Origin of the sequence: Neisseria zalophi (assembly GCF_008807015.1) — a bacterium.
GTDB classification, from domain to species: Bacteria; Pseudomonadota; Gammaproteobacteria; order Burkholderiales; family Neisseriaceae; genus Neisseria; species Neisseria zalophi.
Genome location: NZ_CP031700.1, coordinates 890863 through 906495, shown reverse-complemented (window position 1 = coordinate 906495; position 15633 = coordinate 890863). Strand labels below are relative to the sequence as shown.

Genomic DNA, 15633 nt, shown 5'->3' with positions numbered 1-15633 from the left:
TGCTTATCTGTTTGTAACCACTTGCCCAAGTAATAAATTATGCTACAATAGCAACCTTTCTCGACCCGGGTCTGTAGCTCAGGGGTTAGAGCAGGGGACTCATAATCCCTTGGTCGTGGGTTCGATCCCCACCGGACCCACCAAAGATATCAAGCCTTTGCATCAGCAAGGGCTTATTTTATTGATTGGGATGTGTCAAATTTGTGCCATCACCTAAGCCTATCGCATCAAGCAAAGCCGCATGATTTTGCAGATGCTCGGCAGATAGATGTGCATATCTGCGCACCATCTCAATACTTTCCCATCCACCCATTTCCTGTAATGCGGCCAAAGGCACACCGGCTTGAACTAACCAGCTTGCCCATGTATGGCGTAAATCGTGCCAGCGGAAATCAGATATTCCAGCCTTGTGTAAAGCAGTTTTCCAAATTCGGGAACTAATGCTTTTGACCTTACAACCGTTGGAATAAGTAAAAACAAAACGGTTATTTTTCCCGATTTGCCTAGATAACACTTCAACGGCTGTATCATTTAAAGCAATACCAATAGCCCTACCTGATTTGCTCTCATCTGCATGTATCCAAGCAACTCGGCCAGCTAAATCAACCTGTTTCCACTCTAAATCTAAAACGTTACGCTGTCGTAGCCCAGTGGACAAACTAAAAATGGCCATATCGGCCATGTATTGCGGCAATGAAGCGATCAACCTATTTGCCTCATCTTTTGTTAACCACCTAATCCGTCGTTTAGGCTCGCTATATAGTTTTAGATGTGGTGCTCTATCTAACCAGCCCCATTCTTTAACAGCTTTATTTAGTATTGCTCGGATTAGTGCCAAATAACGGTTTTTAGTGCTATCTGCGCAATTTTTACTTGCCACTACTGCCATGATGTAGTCACGTGTTAAGTGATGCAAATACATTCCGCGAAATTCAGGCAACTTTCGTAATCGGCACAAATCATTCGCTATACTTTTTTTGCCGGACATCTCATCAATCCACCTTACTGCGGCCTCCTCCCACAGTTTTATTGGTTTTTCATCAAAATGAGAAGATGACCATAACTCATACTTCATTTTATCGTAGAGTTTTTGGGCTTCTTCCTTGTTTTTGGTGCCAGTCGATTGTCTAATTCTTTTGCCGCCTTGTGTGGTAAGGTCAACGTAATAGACTCCGTTCTTTCTTTTGTATATTGGCATTTTTTTTCACTCCTACTTATGAGTGAAGCCTGCAATTGACAATTTTCTTGGCTAACCAAGAATGCGTCAAGAGCAGACTGTTTTATACAATATTTGCGGCCCGGTTTTGATGCAACTAATCTACCTTGCCTTATATGTTGTCGTATTGTTTCAGGGTGACATTTACAGTATTCGGCGGCCTCATTAACATCAAATGTATTCATAGCATTACCCATCGGCTGTTTCATAAACGGTAAATGTTGCCGTCTTCACAAACTCAGATAATTTACGGATGGCAAGATACCGCTTGATTTTCGGTTCGAGTATTAAGAATTCTTTAGCTGAAATATAAAAAAACAGGCAATGAAATTTGCCTGTTTCTGTTTGTACCGGTAACAGCCGATAGTGCGGATAGTTATTTTCCGGTGGAGTAAAATCTGGCGGTATTTTAATGGTTTGGATAATCGGAGCAGCATCACTCAACATCATAAGCCTCCAACTAATTAAATTTAAAAAATAAAACACCAACTAGAAAAAGTAATACAACACCCAATGCCACAAACTCAAGTACCAACAGTTTTTTCAGACGGCCTATAAAGGCTGCATTTGCAGCCTCTACGTCTTTCACTACTCGCTCGGCAACCGACGCATAAACCCGATCTTCGGTGCCCTTAATCTGTTCATCAGTATGTTTCGTGAGCTCTAGCAGTAATTGCTCTCTGTAGGTTTCCAACTTAGCAACAGAGGTGGCAATGCTTTCCGCGTAAGCCTTAATACTTTCGGTGTTAGCTAAAGCTGTTTGAGCTTGGTGTTCAAATGCAGCATCGAACATCTGCCGTTGCATCAGTAGCACTGCCATAATCGGATCGTCATTGGAAATACGGATACCGGTAAGACGAAACACCTCACTAATTATGTGGTCCGCATTGCTACTCATCAGCGACACCTTTTTGCTGATTCACCCATATTGGTATAATTTGCAATTGCTCGTATAAATCACGCTTTACAGTACGCAATCGTTGGCGCGGCATAATTCCCCAATCGGTTGCTGCTTCAACTTCAGCAAATGTTAGATTGGCTGATGTCATAGCTTGTATGTCTTTCCCATAAGTATCAGGGTTACGGTGCGGGACTTTAACTATCCCTATAATCTTGGATTTATTGTCTTTGTAAACCGCAAAATCAGTAAATAACTTATTATCACTAGATTTAATGGCACCGTTATATTCATTCAACCATACAACAACATCTGCATCTATGGCATTGATAGTTTGAGATAAACCCACAATACAATCTTCCAATGCCTGCCCACCCATAATAGGCACATGCAGAATCAAGCGTACACCACTTTCTTGCAATAGTTCATCAACATGATTTTCTGCGATATAACTCATTAATGGCACAAATGTAGCTGCGCCATTATCCACTACTGCAATACCGTCCACCTCAATCAACTTTTCGATCAAGGCATCAAAATTCCGAGTATCAATAGTATTGTCAGCGGTAAGTATATTGATGATTTCAGGCTTCAATGACTTATAACGGCTAAAGGTCTGATTAACCGGATCCGTATCAAAACAGACAACAGGAATATCATCATTAGCGGCAACAGATGATAAATATTGAGCAATAATCATAGATGTAAATGACTTACCCACCCCACCTTTGCCCTGAACAATTAAATGCGCTTCTTTCATTTTATTTCCTTTTTTTTAGCGGCTACAATGGCCAATCTTTTTACACATTAAAAAACGCCTTGATTCAGGCGTGCTTTAGTCTATAAAAAGACCGACGGAGTAAGCATTCTCCGCCGGTTGAAATTGCTCCGGTTGGGCTGGATGGAGGAATGAAACCGGAGCGGAGTGAGCTATTTTACATCGACCCAACGGCCACCTTCTTTTTCTGAACCAACATATTTCACTTTATCACCGGCTGTAGTCCATTCATGATCGAAATACACTTGGCAGTAATTGGGCTTGGCATTTTTAATATACGGAACCTGCACTGTGTCATACCAACCATCCCGACCACCTTTGCCGTGACGTACATATTTTTTTACGGTATAAGTGGATCTCATTACTCGGTTTAGTTCAGCCGCGTCACATCGGCCAGCTCCGTTAACCAAAGCATCTACAAGATTTGGCATGTTGGCACTGCTACTAGATGGACACATATTTAAAAAATTCTTGCGAGCCTTTAGAGTATCTTTAAAGTGTTTATGATGTATCCCAAAATAACGACTTAAGGATGCAGAACATTCAGATGGCCTGTCACCACTCGACAGACATAAAATAGCCTCACAAGCCAAACCGGTATCGCCTGTTAATACATCCGATGCCTGAGCCGGCAACGAAACACAAGCGGCAACCGCCGTAAAAACTGCAAAAATTTTCTTCATTGACATTACTCCGCAAGAAAAGGATAATCACCACACCCCTATGGATAATTATCCTTTAATTATTAATGAATAAAGGCCGCTTTGGAAACAAAGCGGTTTTTTATTGCCATTTCACAGCCTGCACTGTATAACCCGTACCGGTATTAGATGGCACAATGTTGGCACAGGCATCGTGATCTTGCTTACGCATAAATAAATCGACCTGTCGAGATGCCGCTTCAAGTGTGTTGTAAGTACCAATAACTGAAACCGGTACAGGTTTTAGGGTTTGGGTTTGGAACATGGCAGTTCTCCTTTGAAAGATTAGTGAATAAAATGGCCGTTTGAAAATCATATTTCCAAACGGCCATTGATACAGGGCGAGCCTTTCACCCGCCAAAACCGTGTCGCAAGGTCTGTAAGCGTCTCACCGCCCCGTTGCGGCCGGAGCAGATCGAAACCCAAAAGGCTGATTGAATGCGTTAACGCCGTGCCAAAGGCGAACTATGGTGTGCTAAAAAACATAACGGCGGCCACACCCGAGCCGCTTGCTGCATCATCCCTGCCGAAAGGGAATCTGCCCTAACCTGCCGTTATAATGCCGCCAAAACAAAAACATCTGACGGCAATGAAATCATCATAGAAATAACTTCAGTTACTTTTACACTAAAAAAGTGTACAATATAAATATCCATACGGAAGCCTGCTTAAGTTTAAACAAACAGGCTTGGATATGGATACAGATAGATAGTGTGCAAGACTACCTATCTGTATAAAAGAGCTTTAAAGCTCCTAATCTGCCTTTTAAAAAGGTAGTCTAAAAATATCAGTGTGTAGTTTGGAGCTTGTCCGTAGATTATCGCTCCAGCATCGGGGATACGCCCCGATTATTAAATACGTTCAACAGCCGCCTGTAACCGGACGCTATTGCGCTCCCCGGATGCGCGGCTTTTTCTTTTGGCGCGTTGAATGCCGCCTGCAACCGTTTGTCCGATTTACCCAAAGGCTCAAAGCCTTTTCTACGCCTACCGTCACGATCTTGTGATGCCCTAATTTTCAGTTATTAATCAACCATATTTAAAGGCATCAAGACCTGTACGATTCCGAAGGCCAGTTGCTACGTTTCATATTTTTAAAGAACTATTCGGCATTAACCGTTGACTTAATTTTAAGATAACTTAAATTACATCGCAAGGACTATTTTAAGAAAAATTAAATTATAGAAATATACTATTGAAAAAAAAGGATATTTGAAAAATGAATAAGCCATCTAAAAAACTTTAGACGGCCTTGAAAAATACTAAGAATTTTTAAAAAATTGAGATTGATGCTTTTGATACAAATAATTATCATAAAAAGTGAACATAATCCAAGTGAAGCTACGTCTATCTTTTCCTTCGATAAATTCTATGTTCAACTAAGATGCCAATAATTTTAATTTCAGCTTCATTTGATGAAATAATTGGATAATCAAGATTTAATGGTTGAAGACTAAATTGCCCTATGCTGTCAATTTTATATTTTCTGAACAGTACATCACTCCCAACTCTTGCCAAAACAAACTCTCCAGGCTCAGGCTTTACTGCAATATCAATGAAAATTGTATCACCTTCTAAAAAGTCATTTGCCATAGAATCACCTTTTAGTGTAAAGGCGAATGTTGAATTTGAGCCTTTCAGATTACTCATTATAAATTCTCCTGTTATTGGAATAACAGGATTTATGACATCAATATTTTGAATATCGTCGTAGCTCAAAATAGGGATCTGGGTAGCATTCAGATTTGGGATTAGCTTTGCGTTTGTAGCTTCCCCATTACCACCTTTTAATAACCAACCAAAATCGCAACCAAACAAAGTTGATAATTCATACAGATTTTCAGCATTAGGTTTGGTTGTATCTGATTCCCATTGTGATACAGCAACATGAGATACATCTTTCAGTTTTTTGGCTAAATCTTGTTGGGTCAAATTCATATTTTTTCGTAATTTACGAATTCGCTCCCCGATAGTTTCTATCCGCACAATAAAGTCCAAATCTAAATTTATTTGTATTTAAGTTATCTTAACTGATGTTGATTTAAGTGTTCTTTATACATATAATTTAAGGAAACTTAAAAAGAAAGTTTCGGCAATGCTTACAAAAGATGTTATCGATTTTTATGGAACAAAAATTGCTGTTGCAAGGGCTTTAGGAATCAGCCCTTCCGCAGTTACCCAATGGAAAGAAATTGTCCCTGAAAAACAGGCATATCGCATTCAAGGGCTGACAGGGGGAAAATTAAAAATAAATCCACAGTTATATCAAAGCCAAGAAGCTCTAAAGGTAAAGAAGCCATAACAACGAGTGGCTTAATATGCTTATCTCAGATCTACGCCCCCATCTAACCAATAAATTCGTCCAAGTTTATGACGAGTTTATGGCTGTGTGCGCGCACGATTTTCAAGCGGCATCATTCTTATCCAACCTATTTTGGTGGAGCGATATCGTGGACAAAGAGCCTGCCCGTTGCGGTTGGCTTTATAAGACTGCGGCAGAACTCAAAAAAGAACTTGGACTCACCCGACGTGGGTACGAAAAAGTACGTCGCACCCTGCTTAAGCTCGGTCTAGTGCAATACCGTCGCGGCGGCGTACATGGCAAAATGCACTGGCTACTCAACCGTGATGTATTGTTGGCCAAAATCTACGAACTCAAAGGTATCCCCATACCTAAGATAGATAGCCGTTATCACTACGACCGCGACAACTACCGCCTGCCGAAATTCATTCCACTCGATTTATGGCACAACTACTTGGATATGCGGTTGGATGCTGGAAAAAAAGTAGGTTCATCGGCGAAAAAAACACTCGTCCGCCAGCTGGCGGCATTCCACAATCAAAATCTCGATTTACGCCCGATTATGGAACGGAGCATAGTCAAAGGTTGGTTTGCCTTTTTCAATAACGATAATAACGGTACAAGCCGCCCACCAGAGGCTGAAAAGCAAGCATTAGAGGAACGAACGAGGCGCGAATTAGAGGCTGCGGCCAAAGAACGCGGGCAATATAGTGAGCCCCCCGACAAACCACCACCTAAAAAGCCTGATATATCAGGAAATAATGGCTATAAAGCCATACAGAAATATTTAAAAAAAGGCGGTATTAAATCAGACGATAATGGCTGAAAAATGCTGCGCCCCGCCGTGCGTGACACTCTCTAAAAACCTTAAAAAAACCTTAAAAACCCACATTTATTTTGTTTTTGGTCGGCCGATTTAAAATATCGGTCGTTTTTTTTATATTTTTTAGCAAATAAAAGGACTAAGGCTGCCTGAAATCGCCGTTTGCCGTTTTCAGACGGCCTTTTTTACATCTAAAATTTATCTAATAAAATCATATCTTTGTACATATTGAACAAAGTACACTGTACATATTGAACAAAGTTCTTTGTACGCTAAAGACAATTTCTATACAGAGATCACATCAAAGACCACTATCAAATAATAATAAGGCCATTCGGCCTGATGATTTTTTGTGCAATTTATTTTTTATTGAGGAAATAGTAAGTTAAGATGTTTATCAGGAGGGATATTCACGTTTTTTGTGGATAGATGGTGTGGTACTTGAGAGATTTCCTTGCTATCCTATTGCACTATATATATCATATATATATGAATAGCCCGAAAAGGAGAACGCTATGGCACAATTCATTATGAACGTCCCTGATGCTGAAAAAGAAGCCTTTATGGAAGCTGCGCATCTGTCTGATCGCAATGCTTCCCAACTGGTGCGAGAATTTATGCGTGATTTTATCGAAAAGCAGTGTTATGAAGCCTATGTGAGAGCAGAGGTGGAAAAAGGCTTGGCCGATGTTGCAGCAGGACGGGTAGTCGAGCATTCGGAGGTTTGTAAAAAAATGGAAGACAAATTTTCCCAATGGGCTGCCGAGGAAGGATCTAAGTGAAAATCATTTGGTCAGAACACGCATCTGAGCAGTTGGACAAGTTACTGGATGCGCGAAAAGATTTTGCAGGTATGTCTTCAGCACAAAAAGCTTTTCATGAGATTTCACGGGTGTTGGATTTGGCCGCTTCACAACCACACATGGGAAAGCCGGGGATGGTTGAAAACACTCGTGAGCTTTATCCATTGCGCTATCGCGTTGTATATACGGTGTCAGAAACCCATTTGACCGTTATTGCGGTACTACCTCAATGGCAAAAATGGCCAGTTGATGATTTTTAAAACAAAATCATATAGTTGTTGTACAGATAACATAATGTACATAACGGACAATGTGTTTCGCACACTTAAAGGTAATTCCCATATAGAGATCACTATAAAAAATATAAGGCCATCCGGCCTTATATTTTTGTGCAATTTACATTTATTTTTTATAATGAAAATAATCGTTTAAGATGTTTATCAGGGGAAGGATGTTCACGTTTTTCGGGATAATTTAGTTTTAGTTCGATATTTTTGACACCACAATCTAAAGTTTCTACAATGTAGATACATCCCAAAAGGAGTATTGCTATGAAATTACAGAAATGGGGAAACAGTGCGGCAGTACGCTTACCCAAAGAGATTATCGGTCAGCTAGGCTTACAAATAGGTGATGAACTGCAAACCGAAGTCAGAGGGCAAACAATTTTAATTAAGGCAGTTAAGCGGCCGCGTTATAAACTGTCGGACTTATTGGCAGAGATGAACGGTGATACCCCACGCATTGAAGGATGGGAAGAAATGCCTGATGTTGGCAAGGAGATCGCCGAATGATGTATATCCCGGAAAAAGGCGATATTATCCATCTCAGATTTGATCCGGCATCCGGAAAGGAAATGCAGGGAGATCATTTTGCTTTGGTGTTATCTGCCAAAGCATTCAATAAAGCGATGGGACTGGTTTTTGCCTGTCCCATTTCACAAGGAAAAGCAGAACCCGCTAGAGGAATGCTTTCTAGCCTGCTTGGAGCCGGAACCCATACTCAAGGTAATATACATTGCCACCAGCTTAAATCCCTTGATTGGAAAGCACGAAAAGCGGTGTTAAAAGAGAAAGTCCCAGATTATGTTGTGCAAGATGTTTTATCCCGTATTGAGGCTATTTTAGAACTTTATTGAAAATGATGATCGGAGACCGTCTGAAAGTTTTTCAGACGGCTTTTTTACATCAATTTTTTTGCATCAACAGATGGATCAAATTCAAATTTACGTGGCTCTCCATTCTGATCTTGCACCTGTACCTGTTTGTTTTCTGTTGTATTTGCTTTTTCCGAAGACACCGGACTAGGAGTTGCCGGATTTTGCTGTACAGATTTTTTATCAATGTTTTCCATCCGGCTGCGGATAAACCAGTTTAACGTTGTCATGCCTACCGTAACACCATTCAATCTTAAGAAATCTAATATTTGCTGTTGCGTGTAGCCTTGAGATTTAAGCAGCAAAATATCAGCCTTATAAGGTTCCAACTTCGAGTTTCTACCGGTTGCCTGATGTTTTTTTATAAATTCGGCTGCTGATATTTTCGTCATACCAATTCCATATCTAGTAATTATCTATTTATATCTAATAAACTCTAATCTTATCTATAAATATACCAGATATTATCTATTAATGTCTAATTAAAATTCTAATTTATAACTAAAACAATCTAAATATAAACTATTTATATCTAATTAATATCAATTTAAATCTATTTAAAACTAACTCAATCTAACTTTTTAAACGTGACTATCTTTATCCACGCGTACCTCACTCCTGATAAAAACGCAAAATATCCTAAATAAACCTATTTTTAAACTAAACGCAGGATAGGCAGAAGGTGCCAAAAACACCGCTAACGGTGTATTCCGCCATAAGGCGGAAACGCCGCTAAAGCGGCTGTACAGTAAAACAACCATCGGGGGCGGTCGCCGCCGTGTTGTTTCTAGATGTCTAAATTTCCAAGCGCAAAAAGTCCAGACCAAGACGAGTGACTTTGCACGTCTTCCACCTTTTCCACCACGCCGCGAAGGGCGCACCGGACAAAGATGAAAGCCGCACAAAGTCAGTCTGGACTTTTTGCGCTTGGAAATTTTTAACGACATCACAACACGGCGGCGACCGCCCCCGATGGTTGTAATTATTGTTAATTATTTCACATGAAAGGAATGATGTATGGGACTGGACATGTACGGCTACACCATGCGTGCTGAATTTGCAGGCGACCGACAAACAGATGTGATGCCGGAAACCGATGAAGAGCGCGAGCAAGCCCAACTAACCGACATAGCGTACTGGCGTAAATATAACCATCTACACGGATGGATGGAAAAGCTTTACAGAATCAAAGGCGGAAAGGAGGAAGTATTTAACTGCCGAACAGTAAGACTAGATTTAACAGACTTGGAACGCTTGGAACAGGCATTAGAAAACGATGAGCTTGAATACACTCCAGGCTTTTTCTTCGGTGGAAAAGAGGTTTATGCAGAAGACATAGAAGAAACCAAAAAATTTATTGCAGTCGCCCGTGATGCCATAGCAAACGGCTTGGCCGTCTTCTATGACAGTTGGTGGTAATCGTTAAACGATGTTTTAGACGGCCTGTAAAGGCCGTCTGAACAGCACAACGGAGATTAAGCAATGAATAACAGCAATAAAGAGATTGTCAAATTATTTAAATCGTTTGGTAGTGCATATCGAGTTGCAGATTTATTTAGAGATTTTGTCGAAGTAACCGCTATTGTTTTGATTAATCAATACGCATTTGACGGCAAATGGGAGCAACGGGAAAACCGTTATCACGAAATCCGCAAACAGTATGCGGAAAGTGATTTTAAGCAGTTTGCAGAGATATTAGGCGTTTTGATAGTAGAAACACGAGGCCAAAGAGAACAAGGCTTATTTGCCGATATTCTAGGCTGTTTATATATGGACTTGGGCTTAGGTAATCCAAACAGTGGGCAATATTTTACGCCTTATAACATCAGCAAACTGATGGCCGCCATTGTTAATCAAGACTTGGCCGAAAAGCTGAAAACCGATCCATTTGTAAGCGTTTTAGAACCTACCTGCGGTAGCGGAGTGAATCTAATCGCTTTTGCCGAAAACGTGTGCTCTCTTGGCTACACACCCACACAGCACATGGCCGCAGTCGGAGTTGATATTGATGCTTTATGCGTCTGGATGTGCTTTATCCAATGCCAGCTATACCGCATTCCCGCAAAAATCGTACATGGCAACAGTTTAACTAACGAATATTGGGAGGCTTGGTGTACATCTGATTGGATATTTGGAGGCTTCGGCCAAGTAATGGCGGACAGAATAGCCACAAGTAAGAAAGTAGCCGCAAGAAATGAAGAAAACCCGATTACGGTAATCCCACAGCATATGTTAACGCTAGAGGAACAACTCGTTTTATTTTGATATTTCAGACGGCCATTTCAGGCCGTCTGAATAGAAAGGAAAAAATGATGGAAAATATAAACAGAACAGAGCAGATTTTGGCAGAAATAAACAGCCTATCACCAAAACAAATCCGTAAAATTTTTATGACCTTGTGGCGCGACAGTCCGCATCTGAATGATGGGCTAACGGATGATGACTGTATCGAAATTTTTGCTTCAGCTTTAAAAAGTGGCTCGGATTTTACATACGACCTATTAAAACAAACTTGTGAGGATTATGATATTGATACCATGACAGATACATTTGCATTATTACCCCGTGATGCGTATGACAAACTGTTTTCAGACTGTCTAAAAGGGGATATTCCTCCTTATACAAAACTTGATACAGTGGCCTTAACTAATCTGCTAATGTTGGAAAATGTTGCCAATGTCGAAGCCAGTATAAGAAATGGTTGCATAAGAGCAACACATTTCATAGATTCCGATGGAAAATTTATTTATGATACAGGGATTGATGATGAAGAAAATCAATGGAAAATTGATGAATTTAGGGAAGCATACCCCAGAACTTGGTGGACAATCGAGCAAGTAATCTTTCATTTTTAGTGCAGCAGGCCGTCTGAAAAGAAGTAGTTTCAGACGGCCTGAATATGTCAGGTGGGAAGCCCGTTTGTCAAAATCCAGCCCGCAGCAGCCCCGTTTCCTGCTCCGTACCTCCGCCTACAACGTCCCCACGCCCCCAAGCCAGGCTTGACCATACCGACCGCTCCGGCACCTACGGCAACCTACGCAACCGGCAAGCCCAAGCCTGACTTGCCCCCTCCTGCGGATTTATTATTGTTAATGTTCCTGCTTTAACATAAAAAGACCTAAACTAAGCAATGAACATCAAAAATACTCACATATTTTGAGCACATTTTATGGTGTCATATATAAATATAACATATAAATATATTAGATATCATTTTATGACTACCACATCCTGCAACGATGTCGTATAACAGGGACTAAGCGCATCTCGGCTCATATGCCAATCACTGCTCAGCAGTTCACTAGCCAACTTGATACAGTGGCGGCCATAGTGAGCAGTAATCTCATCCCAAGCAGACAATAAGGAGCTTCTATCGACTGTATTACTACTCCATAAGTTGGCTTGAATAATCCCAGATGGTTGGATACCACCAAGCTCGATACCTGCCTTTTTAAATTCTAAACCAGGACGGTAAATTTTCTTCAATAAGGCAAGTGCGGCACGGTTTAACTGAATGGTGTCAGCAGTTGGCTCTACCAACACCGACATCAAATGTCCGCAATATTGTGGCTCATTTTCACGGAAACGATTTGTGTGGATGAAGACCGTGACTGTTGTGGCCAACGTCCCTTCTTGACGTAAAATAGCTGCACCGTCCGAAATATGATGGCTAATCGCTGCTTCAAGCGCTTCAAACTCGGTTAGTGTCTTTCCAAAACTCCGACTACGAATAATGTGTTTGCGAGTATCAGTTTCGACTTGCAAATCATGACACGTATAGCCATGCAGCTCTCGGTGAATGCGCTCAATAACGACACCATAACGAGCACGTAACATAGCTGCATCTGATCGATAGAAATCTAAGGCTGTCTGAATTTTTTGTGCTGCAAGCTTTTCCGAAGTATGACGACCGATGCCCCATATTTCCGCTACAGGCTGGCTTGCCAAAGCACGTTCCTGTATAGATGCCGGCCAATATTCCCAAACTACCACACCATTAAATTGCTTTGGATATTGTTTAGCTAAATGATTACAAAACTTGGACAATGTTTTGGTAGCAGCAATACCTATGCTGGTCGGAATACCAACCCATTGCATTACTCTTTGCCTGATTGAATAGCCAAGCTGAGTTAAATCTGCCATTCCACTTACATCCGCAAAGCACTCGTCGATTGAATAAATTTCAATCGACGGAACCAACGTAGCTATGGTTTCCATCATTCGGCGCGACAAATCTGTATAAAGTTTATAATTGCTCGATTTGGCCACGACACTGCCACTGGATACGAGGTGCCTTATTTGAAAAAAAGGCACTCCCATTCGAATACCTAACTTCTTAGCTTCACTCGATCGGGCTACGACGCAGCCGTCATTGTTAGACAAAACTACGATAGGTGTATTTTTTAAGTCTGGTCGAAATACCCGTTCACACGAAGCGTAAAAGTTGTTTCCATCAATAAGCGCAAACATCTAACGCCTCACATCCTTTATAACAAACCGAACCACACCGACAATAAACCATGTGTCATGTTCAGTCGGCGTAAAATTTGGGTACGTTTCAGAACTATTCTCAGACCTCAGCTCTATTTGATTTCCTTTTTTATACAAACGCTTAATAGTAAACTCATTTCCTAGGTCGGCCATTACAATATCACCATGCTTAGCCGTTACTGAGCGATCAATAATCAGCAAATCGTTAACATCGATACCCGCATCGAGCATAGATAAACCTCCACTTCGCACAACTATCGTAGCTGCGGGAGTAGCGACCAAGTAAGCGTTGAAATCAATGTAGTCTGCAACATCCGAACTAGCAGGGTTTGGGAAGCCTGCTGGGATTTTCTCTTCTGCGAGAGGAATGGAAACAGAAGATAGGTTTCCAGATAAAAGAATGGCATCCAATGGGAGCTTAGCATCAGACTCTTGGGTTTGGTTGGCGATACGCTTAATCAAATCATCAACCACGGGGACGATTGATTGAGGAATACGCTTTACTACAGTAGGTCCATTCATTGATTTCCGACCTGCACCTATACGCGCTCCTCCATGCTGTAATACTTTTTGTTTTGTCATAGTAAAATTAAACTTGATTAAGTTACAAAATCAAGTTTAATTGTAAAATATCAAAATGTAAACTTAAATTGTTTTCAAATGAACACAAAAAATAGAAGTAATCCAGAAAACATAATAAAAACTTAAGAATGTGCTGACATCAATCTGCCTAAATTATGAGGCTTATTTAAATTACGTCACTCAAGCAGAGCTTCTGTGTATCACGCCATAACAAATTATCAACCTGGCTTTAAATTTATTCCCAGAATACTGAAGTGTAGAATATTAAATTAAGTATTGAAAATGTGAAAATACTTTATATAATAGTAATTATACTTACAAATTTAAATACACAGGATATCACATGAAAAAAATCACCATGGTATTAATAGCAATCGCACTTTCCAGCGCATCATTTACAGTTACGGCTAAAGGTAGACAACCATGTTCCGGGAAAAAAGGCGGAATATCCCACTGCTCTGGAGGAAAATTTGTTTGCGTAGATGGCACCATCAGCAAATCAAAAAAGATTTGCGGCCGTTAACCTAAACATTAGAGAAGTTTGTTTTGAGTAAAAAGTCTAATTCACTTATTATACTTCTGTTGCCGCTAACAATACTTTGGTCTTGTATTACCGGTCCATCTGATGATAAAAAGTCTCAGAAAGTAGCACCGTCAGATTATGCCTATAAAATAGAGAGGGCTGTTTCAGCTGAGGTGTCTCCAGTATTAAACAGCACCCCTCATTTACTGGAAACAGAATCAAGAATAGATAAGGACAACACTAGATGTAAAGTCGTGGGTGTGACAGATGGTGATACTCTGACATGCCTATCGTCAGAGAAGGTGCCGATTAAAGTCCGGCTGAATCAGATAGATGCTCCTGAGCATAAACAAGACTTTGGTAAAGCTGCGAAAAAAGCATTGTCAGCTTATGTTTTCGGAAAAAATGTGAATTTGAGAACCAACGGTCGCGATAAATACGGGCGCACCATTGCAGAGGTTTACCTCGACGGCACCAATATCAATAAAGCTATGGTAACAAGCGGTTACGCATGGGCATATCGTGAATACATGATTGATAACGAATATCTAGAATTGGAAGCAGTAGCTCGCAGTAAAAATAAAGGACTGTGGTCTCAGCCTAACCCTATATATCCAAGTGAATTTCGACATAAGGAAAGACCGCGCAATGTAACAAAAGCCATTGAGCCTAAAGTCAATATATCCGGTGGAGAATTTACTTGCTCCGGCAAACGTTTTTGCCGAGAAATGCGAAGTTGTATCGAAGCAAAGTTTTATTTAAACCAATGTGGCGTAAGAAGACTTGATCGTGATAATGATGGCATACCTTGCGAAAGTATTTGTTAATTAAAAAATAATCTTAATTATCAAGCCACTTATTGTTTTTTTATAAGTGGCCTGAACCGTAAATCTATATTTACCCATTATCTTTGATGGTGGCTTTAAGTAAATCCTCCCATTCTGATGGGGGATTTCCTTTTCCCAACATTTTTTTGAAAACAGCGTAGGCATCTTTTTTACTGCCGAACGTTCGTTTTGTTTCCGAATCATTTACCCAAGCCAAAATGATGATTTTACTGCTTGAATCATATCGAAAAAATAGCCTATATCTACCCATAAATTTTGCCCGCCGCCAATGTTTGTGCTCTTGTCCAAGCGTATCCCCAAGTCTGTATTCCGGGTTGTCAGGGTTGTAGGCAATATTTTCAATTTCTTCCAATATTCGCTTTAACAATTTGGCATCTGGGGATGAACCGGTTTTACCGGCTTTATTCCAAGCCTCTATCTTTTCAGCCAAATGTTCTAATTGGTGTTTGAAATTTTTATGTTCATAAATGGTATAACCACTTAACTGTAAATTGTCATCATCATTAGGCATGA

23 protein-coding genes, 1 tRNA gene and 1 pseudogene are annotated in these 15633 nt (G+C 40.5%); 13 read left to right on the top strand and 12 right to left on the bottom strand.

Annotated features, from left to right (window positions below; genetic code table 11):
- Positions 1–67 precede the first annotated feature (67 nt).
- A tRNA-Ile gene (locus tag D0T92_RS04185) sits at positions 68–143 on the top strand.
- 35 nt (positions 144–178) lie between these two features.
- Here D0T92_RS04185 and D0T92_RS04180 read toward each other — a convergent pair.
- From D0T92_RS04180 to D0T92_RS04145, 8 genes and pseudogenes are all read right to left on the bottom strand, one after another.
- Entirely contained in the window at positions 179–1198 is a 1020-nt protein-coding gene (locus D0T92_RS04180) for a tyrosine-type recombinase/integrase (RefSeq protein WP_263641696.1), read from the bottom strand.
- A 116-nt stretch (positions 1199–1314) separates the two neighbouring features.
- Positions 1315–1401, bottom strand: a pseudogene (locus tag D0T92_RS11700) (helix-turn-helix domain-containing protein); the annotation flags it as partial.
- Positions 1402–1405: 4 nt separating this feature from the next.
- On the bottom strand, positions 1406–1666 hold the full coding sequence (locus D0T92_RS04170; RefSeq protein WP_225315140.1) for a lipopolysaccharide heptosyltransferase: 261 nt from the start codon (positions 1664–1666) through the stop codon (positions 1406–1408).
- Positions 1667–1676: 10 nt separating this feature from the next.
- Entirely contained in the window at positions 1677–2114 is a 438-nt protein-coding gene (locus D0T92_RS04165) for a hypothetical protein (RefSeq protein WP_225315139.1), read from the bottom strand.
- Positions 2107–2874, bottom strand: a complete 768-nt coding sequence (locus D0T92_RS04160; RefSeq protein WP_151050504.1) for a nucleotide-binding protein — start codon at positions 2872–2874, stop codon at positions 2107–2109. Before D0T92_RS04160 ends, D0T92_RS04165 begins: the two co-directional genes overlap by 8 nt.
- Positions 2875–3044: 170 nt before the next feature.
- Positions 3045–3575, bottom strand: coding sequence for a TrbM/KikA/MpfK family conjugal transfer protein (locus D0T92_RS04155; RefSeq protein WP_151050502.1), 531 nt, complete (start codon positions 3573–3575; stop codon positions 3045–3047).
- Between the two features lie 100 nt (positions 3576–3675).
- Positions 3676–3858 carry a hypothetical protein gene (locus tag D0T92_RS04150; protein ID WP_151050500.1) on the bottom strand — a complete coding sequence of 61 codons (183 nt, stop codon included), beginning with the start codon at positions 3856–3858 and terminating at the stop codon, positions 3676–3678.
- Positions 3859–4939: 1081 nt separating this feature from the next.
- Positions 4940–5530, bottom strand: coding sequence for a LexA family protein (locus D0T92_RS04145; RefSeq protein ID WP_263641695.1), 591 nt, complete (start codon positions 5528–5530; stop codon positions 4940–4942).
- Positions 5531–5687: 157 nt separating this feature from the next.
- On the opposite strand from D0T92_RS04145, the gene D0T92_RS04140 reads away from it, so the two are divergent.
- From D0T92_RS04140 to D0T92_RS04115, 6 genes are all read left to right on the top strand, one after another.
- Positions 5688–5894, top strand: a complete 207-nt coding sequence (locus D0T92_RS04140) for a Cro/CI family transcriptional regulator (protein ID WP_151050496.1) — start codon at positions 5688–5690, stop codon at positions 5892–5894.
- Between the two features lie 16 nt (positions 5895–5910).
- Positions 5911–6720: a hypothetical protein gene (locus D0T92_RS04135; RefSeq protein WP_151050494.1), complete on the top strand. Its 810-nt coding sequence runs from the start codon at positions 5911–5913 to the stop codon at positions 6718–6720.
- Positions 6721–7247: 527 nt separating this feature from the next.
- Positions 7248–7499: a hypothetical protein gene (locus D0T92_RS04130; protein WP_151050492.1), complete on the top strand. Its 252-nt coding sequence runs from the start codon at positions 7248–7250 to the stop codon at positions 7497–7499.
- Positions 7496–7780 (top strand): type II toxin-antitoxin system RelE/ParE family toxin, encoded by a 285-nt coding sequence (locus D0T92_RS04125; RefSeq protein ID WP_151050490.1) that lies wholly within the window; start codon positions 7496–7498, stop codon positions 7778–7780. The genes D0T92_RS04130 and D0T92_RS04125 overlap by 4 nt, the downstream gene beginning before the upstream one ends.
- Before the next feature lie 291 nt (positions 7781–8071).
- Positions 8072–8314, top strand: coding sequence for an AbrB/MazE/SpoVT family DNA-binding domain-containing protein (locus tag D0T92_RS04120; protein ID WP_151050488.1), 243 nt, complete (start codon positions 8072–8074; stop codon positions 8312–8314).
- Positions 8314–8658: a type II toxin-antitoxin system PemK/MazF family toxin gene (locus D0T92_RS04115; RefSeq protein WP_151052964.1), complete on the top strand. Its 345-nt coding sequence runs from the start codon at positions 8314–8316 to the stop codon at positions 8656–8658. Before D0T92_RS04120 ends, D0T92_RS04115 begins: the two co-directional genes overlap by 1 nt.
- A gap of 44 nt (positions 8659–8702) precedes the next feature.
- On the opposite strand, the gene D0T92_RS04110 is transcribed toward D0T92_RS04115, so the two are convergent.
- Positions 8703–9068 carry a hypothetical protein gene (locus D0T92_RS04110; RefSeq protein WP_151050487.1) on the bottom strand — a complete coding sequence of 122 codons (366 nt, stop codon included), beginning with the start codon at positions 9066–9068 and terminating at the stop codon, positions 8703–8705.
- A 625-nt stretch (positions 9069–9693) separates the two neighbouring features.
- Here D0T92_RS04110 and D0T92_RS04105 point away from each other — a divergent pair.
- The 4 genes from D0T92_RS04105 to D0T92_RS11345 all read left to right on the top strand — a co-directional run bounded on the left by D0T92_RS04105 (position 9694) and on the right by D0T92_RS11345 (position 11737).
- On the top strand, positions 9694–10095 hold the full coding sequence (locus D0T92_RS04105; RefSeq protein ID WP_151050485.1) for a phosphoglycerate kinase: 402 nt from the start codon (positions 9694–9696) through the stop codon (positions 10093–10095).
- Positions 10096–10158: 63 nt separating this feature from the next.
- Complete coding sequence (locus tag D0T92_RS04100) at positions 10159–10941, top strand: N-6 DNA methylase (RefSeq protein WP_151050483.1); 783 nt, start codon at positions 10159–10161, stop codon at positions 10939–10941.
- 44 nt (positions 10942–10985) lie between these two features.
- A complete protein-coding gene (locus D0T92_RS04095) occupies positions 10986–11531 on the top strand; it encodes a hypothetical protein (RefSeq protein WP_151050481.1) in 546 nt (181 codons plus the stop codon).
- 44 nt (positions 11532–11575) lie between these two features.
- On the top strand, positions 11576–11737 hold the full coding sequence (locus tag D0T92_RS11345; protein ID WP_191963667.1) for a hypothetical protein: 162 nt from the start codon (positions 11576–11578) through the stop codon (positions 11735–11737).
- 149 nt (positions 11738–11886) lie between these two features.
- Here the strand turns inward: D0T92_RS11345 and D0T92_RS04090 are convergent, their stop codons facing one another.
- Entirely contained in the window at positions 11887–13146 is a 1260-nt protein-coding gene (locus D0T92_RS04090; protein ID WP_151050479.1) for a Y-family DNA polymerase, read from the bottom strand.
- A complete protein-coding gene (locus tag D0T92_RS04085; protein ID WP_151050477.1) occupies positions 13147–13749 on the bottom strand; it encodes a LexA family protein in 603 nt (200 codons plus the stop codon).
- A gap of 343 nt (positions 13750–14092) precedes the next feature.
- Between D0T92_RS04085 and D0T92_RS04080 the strand changes: the two genes are divergently transcribed.
- Together D0T92_RS04080 and D0T92_RS04075 are read left to right on the top strand one after the other, a co-directional pair.
- The gene (locus tag D0T92_RS04080; protein WP_151050475.1) at positions 14093–14272 is read left to right on the top strand and encodes a YdcA family protein; all 180 of its coding nucleotides are present in this window, start codon (positions 14093–14095) and stop codon (positions 14270–14272) included.
- A gap of 23 nt (positions 14273–14295) precedes the next feature.
- Positions 14296–15099, top strand: coding sequence for a thermonuclease family protein (locus D0T92_RS04075; RefSeq protein ID WP_225315138.1), 804 nt, complete (start codon positions 14296–14298; stop codon positions 15097–15099).
- Positions 15100–15169: 70 nt separating this feature from the next.
- Here D0T92_RS04075 and D0T92_RS04070 read toward each other — a convergent pair whose 3' ends face one another.
- Positions 15170–15631: a type II toxin-antitoxin system YhaV family toxin gene (locus D0T92_RS04070; RefSeq protein ID WP_151050473.1), complete on the bottom strand. Its 462-nt coding sequence runs from the start codon at positions 15629–15631 to the stop codon at positions 15170–15172.
- Positions 15632–15633 lie beyond the last annotated feature (2 nt).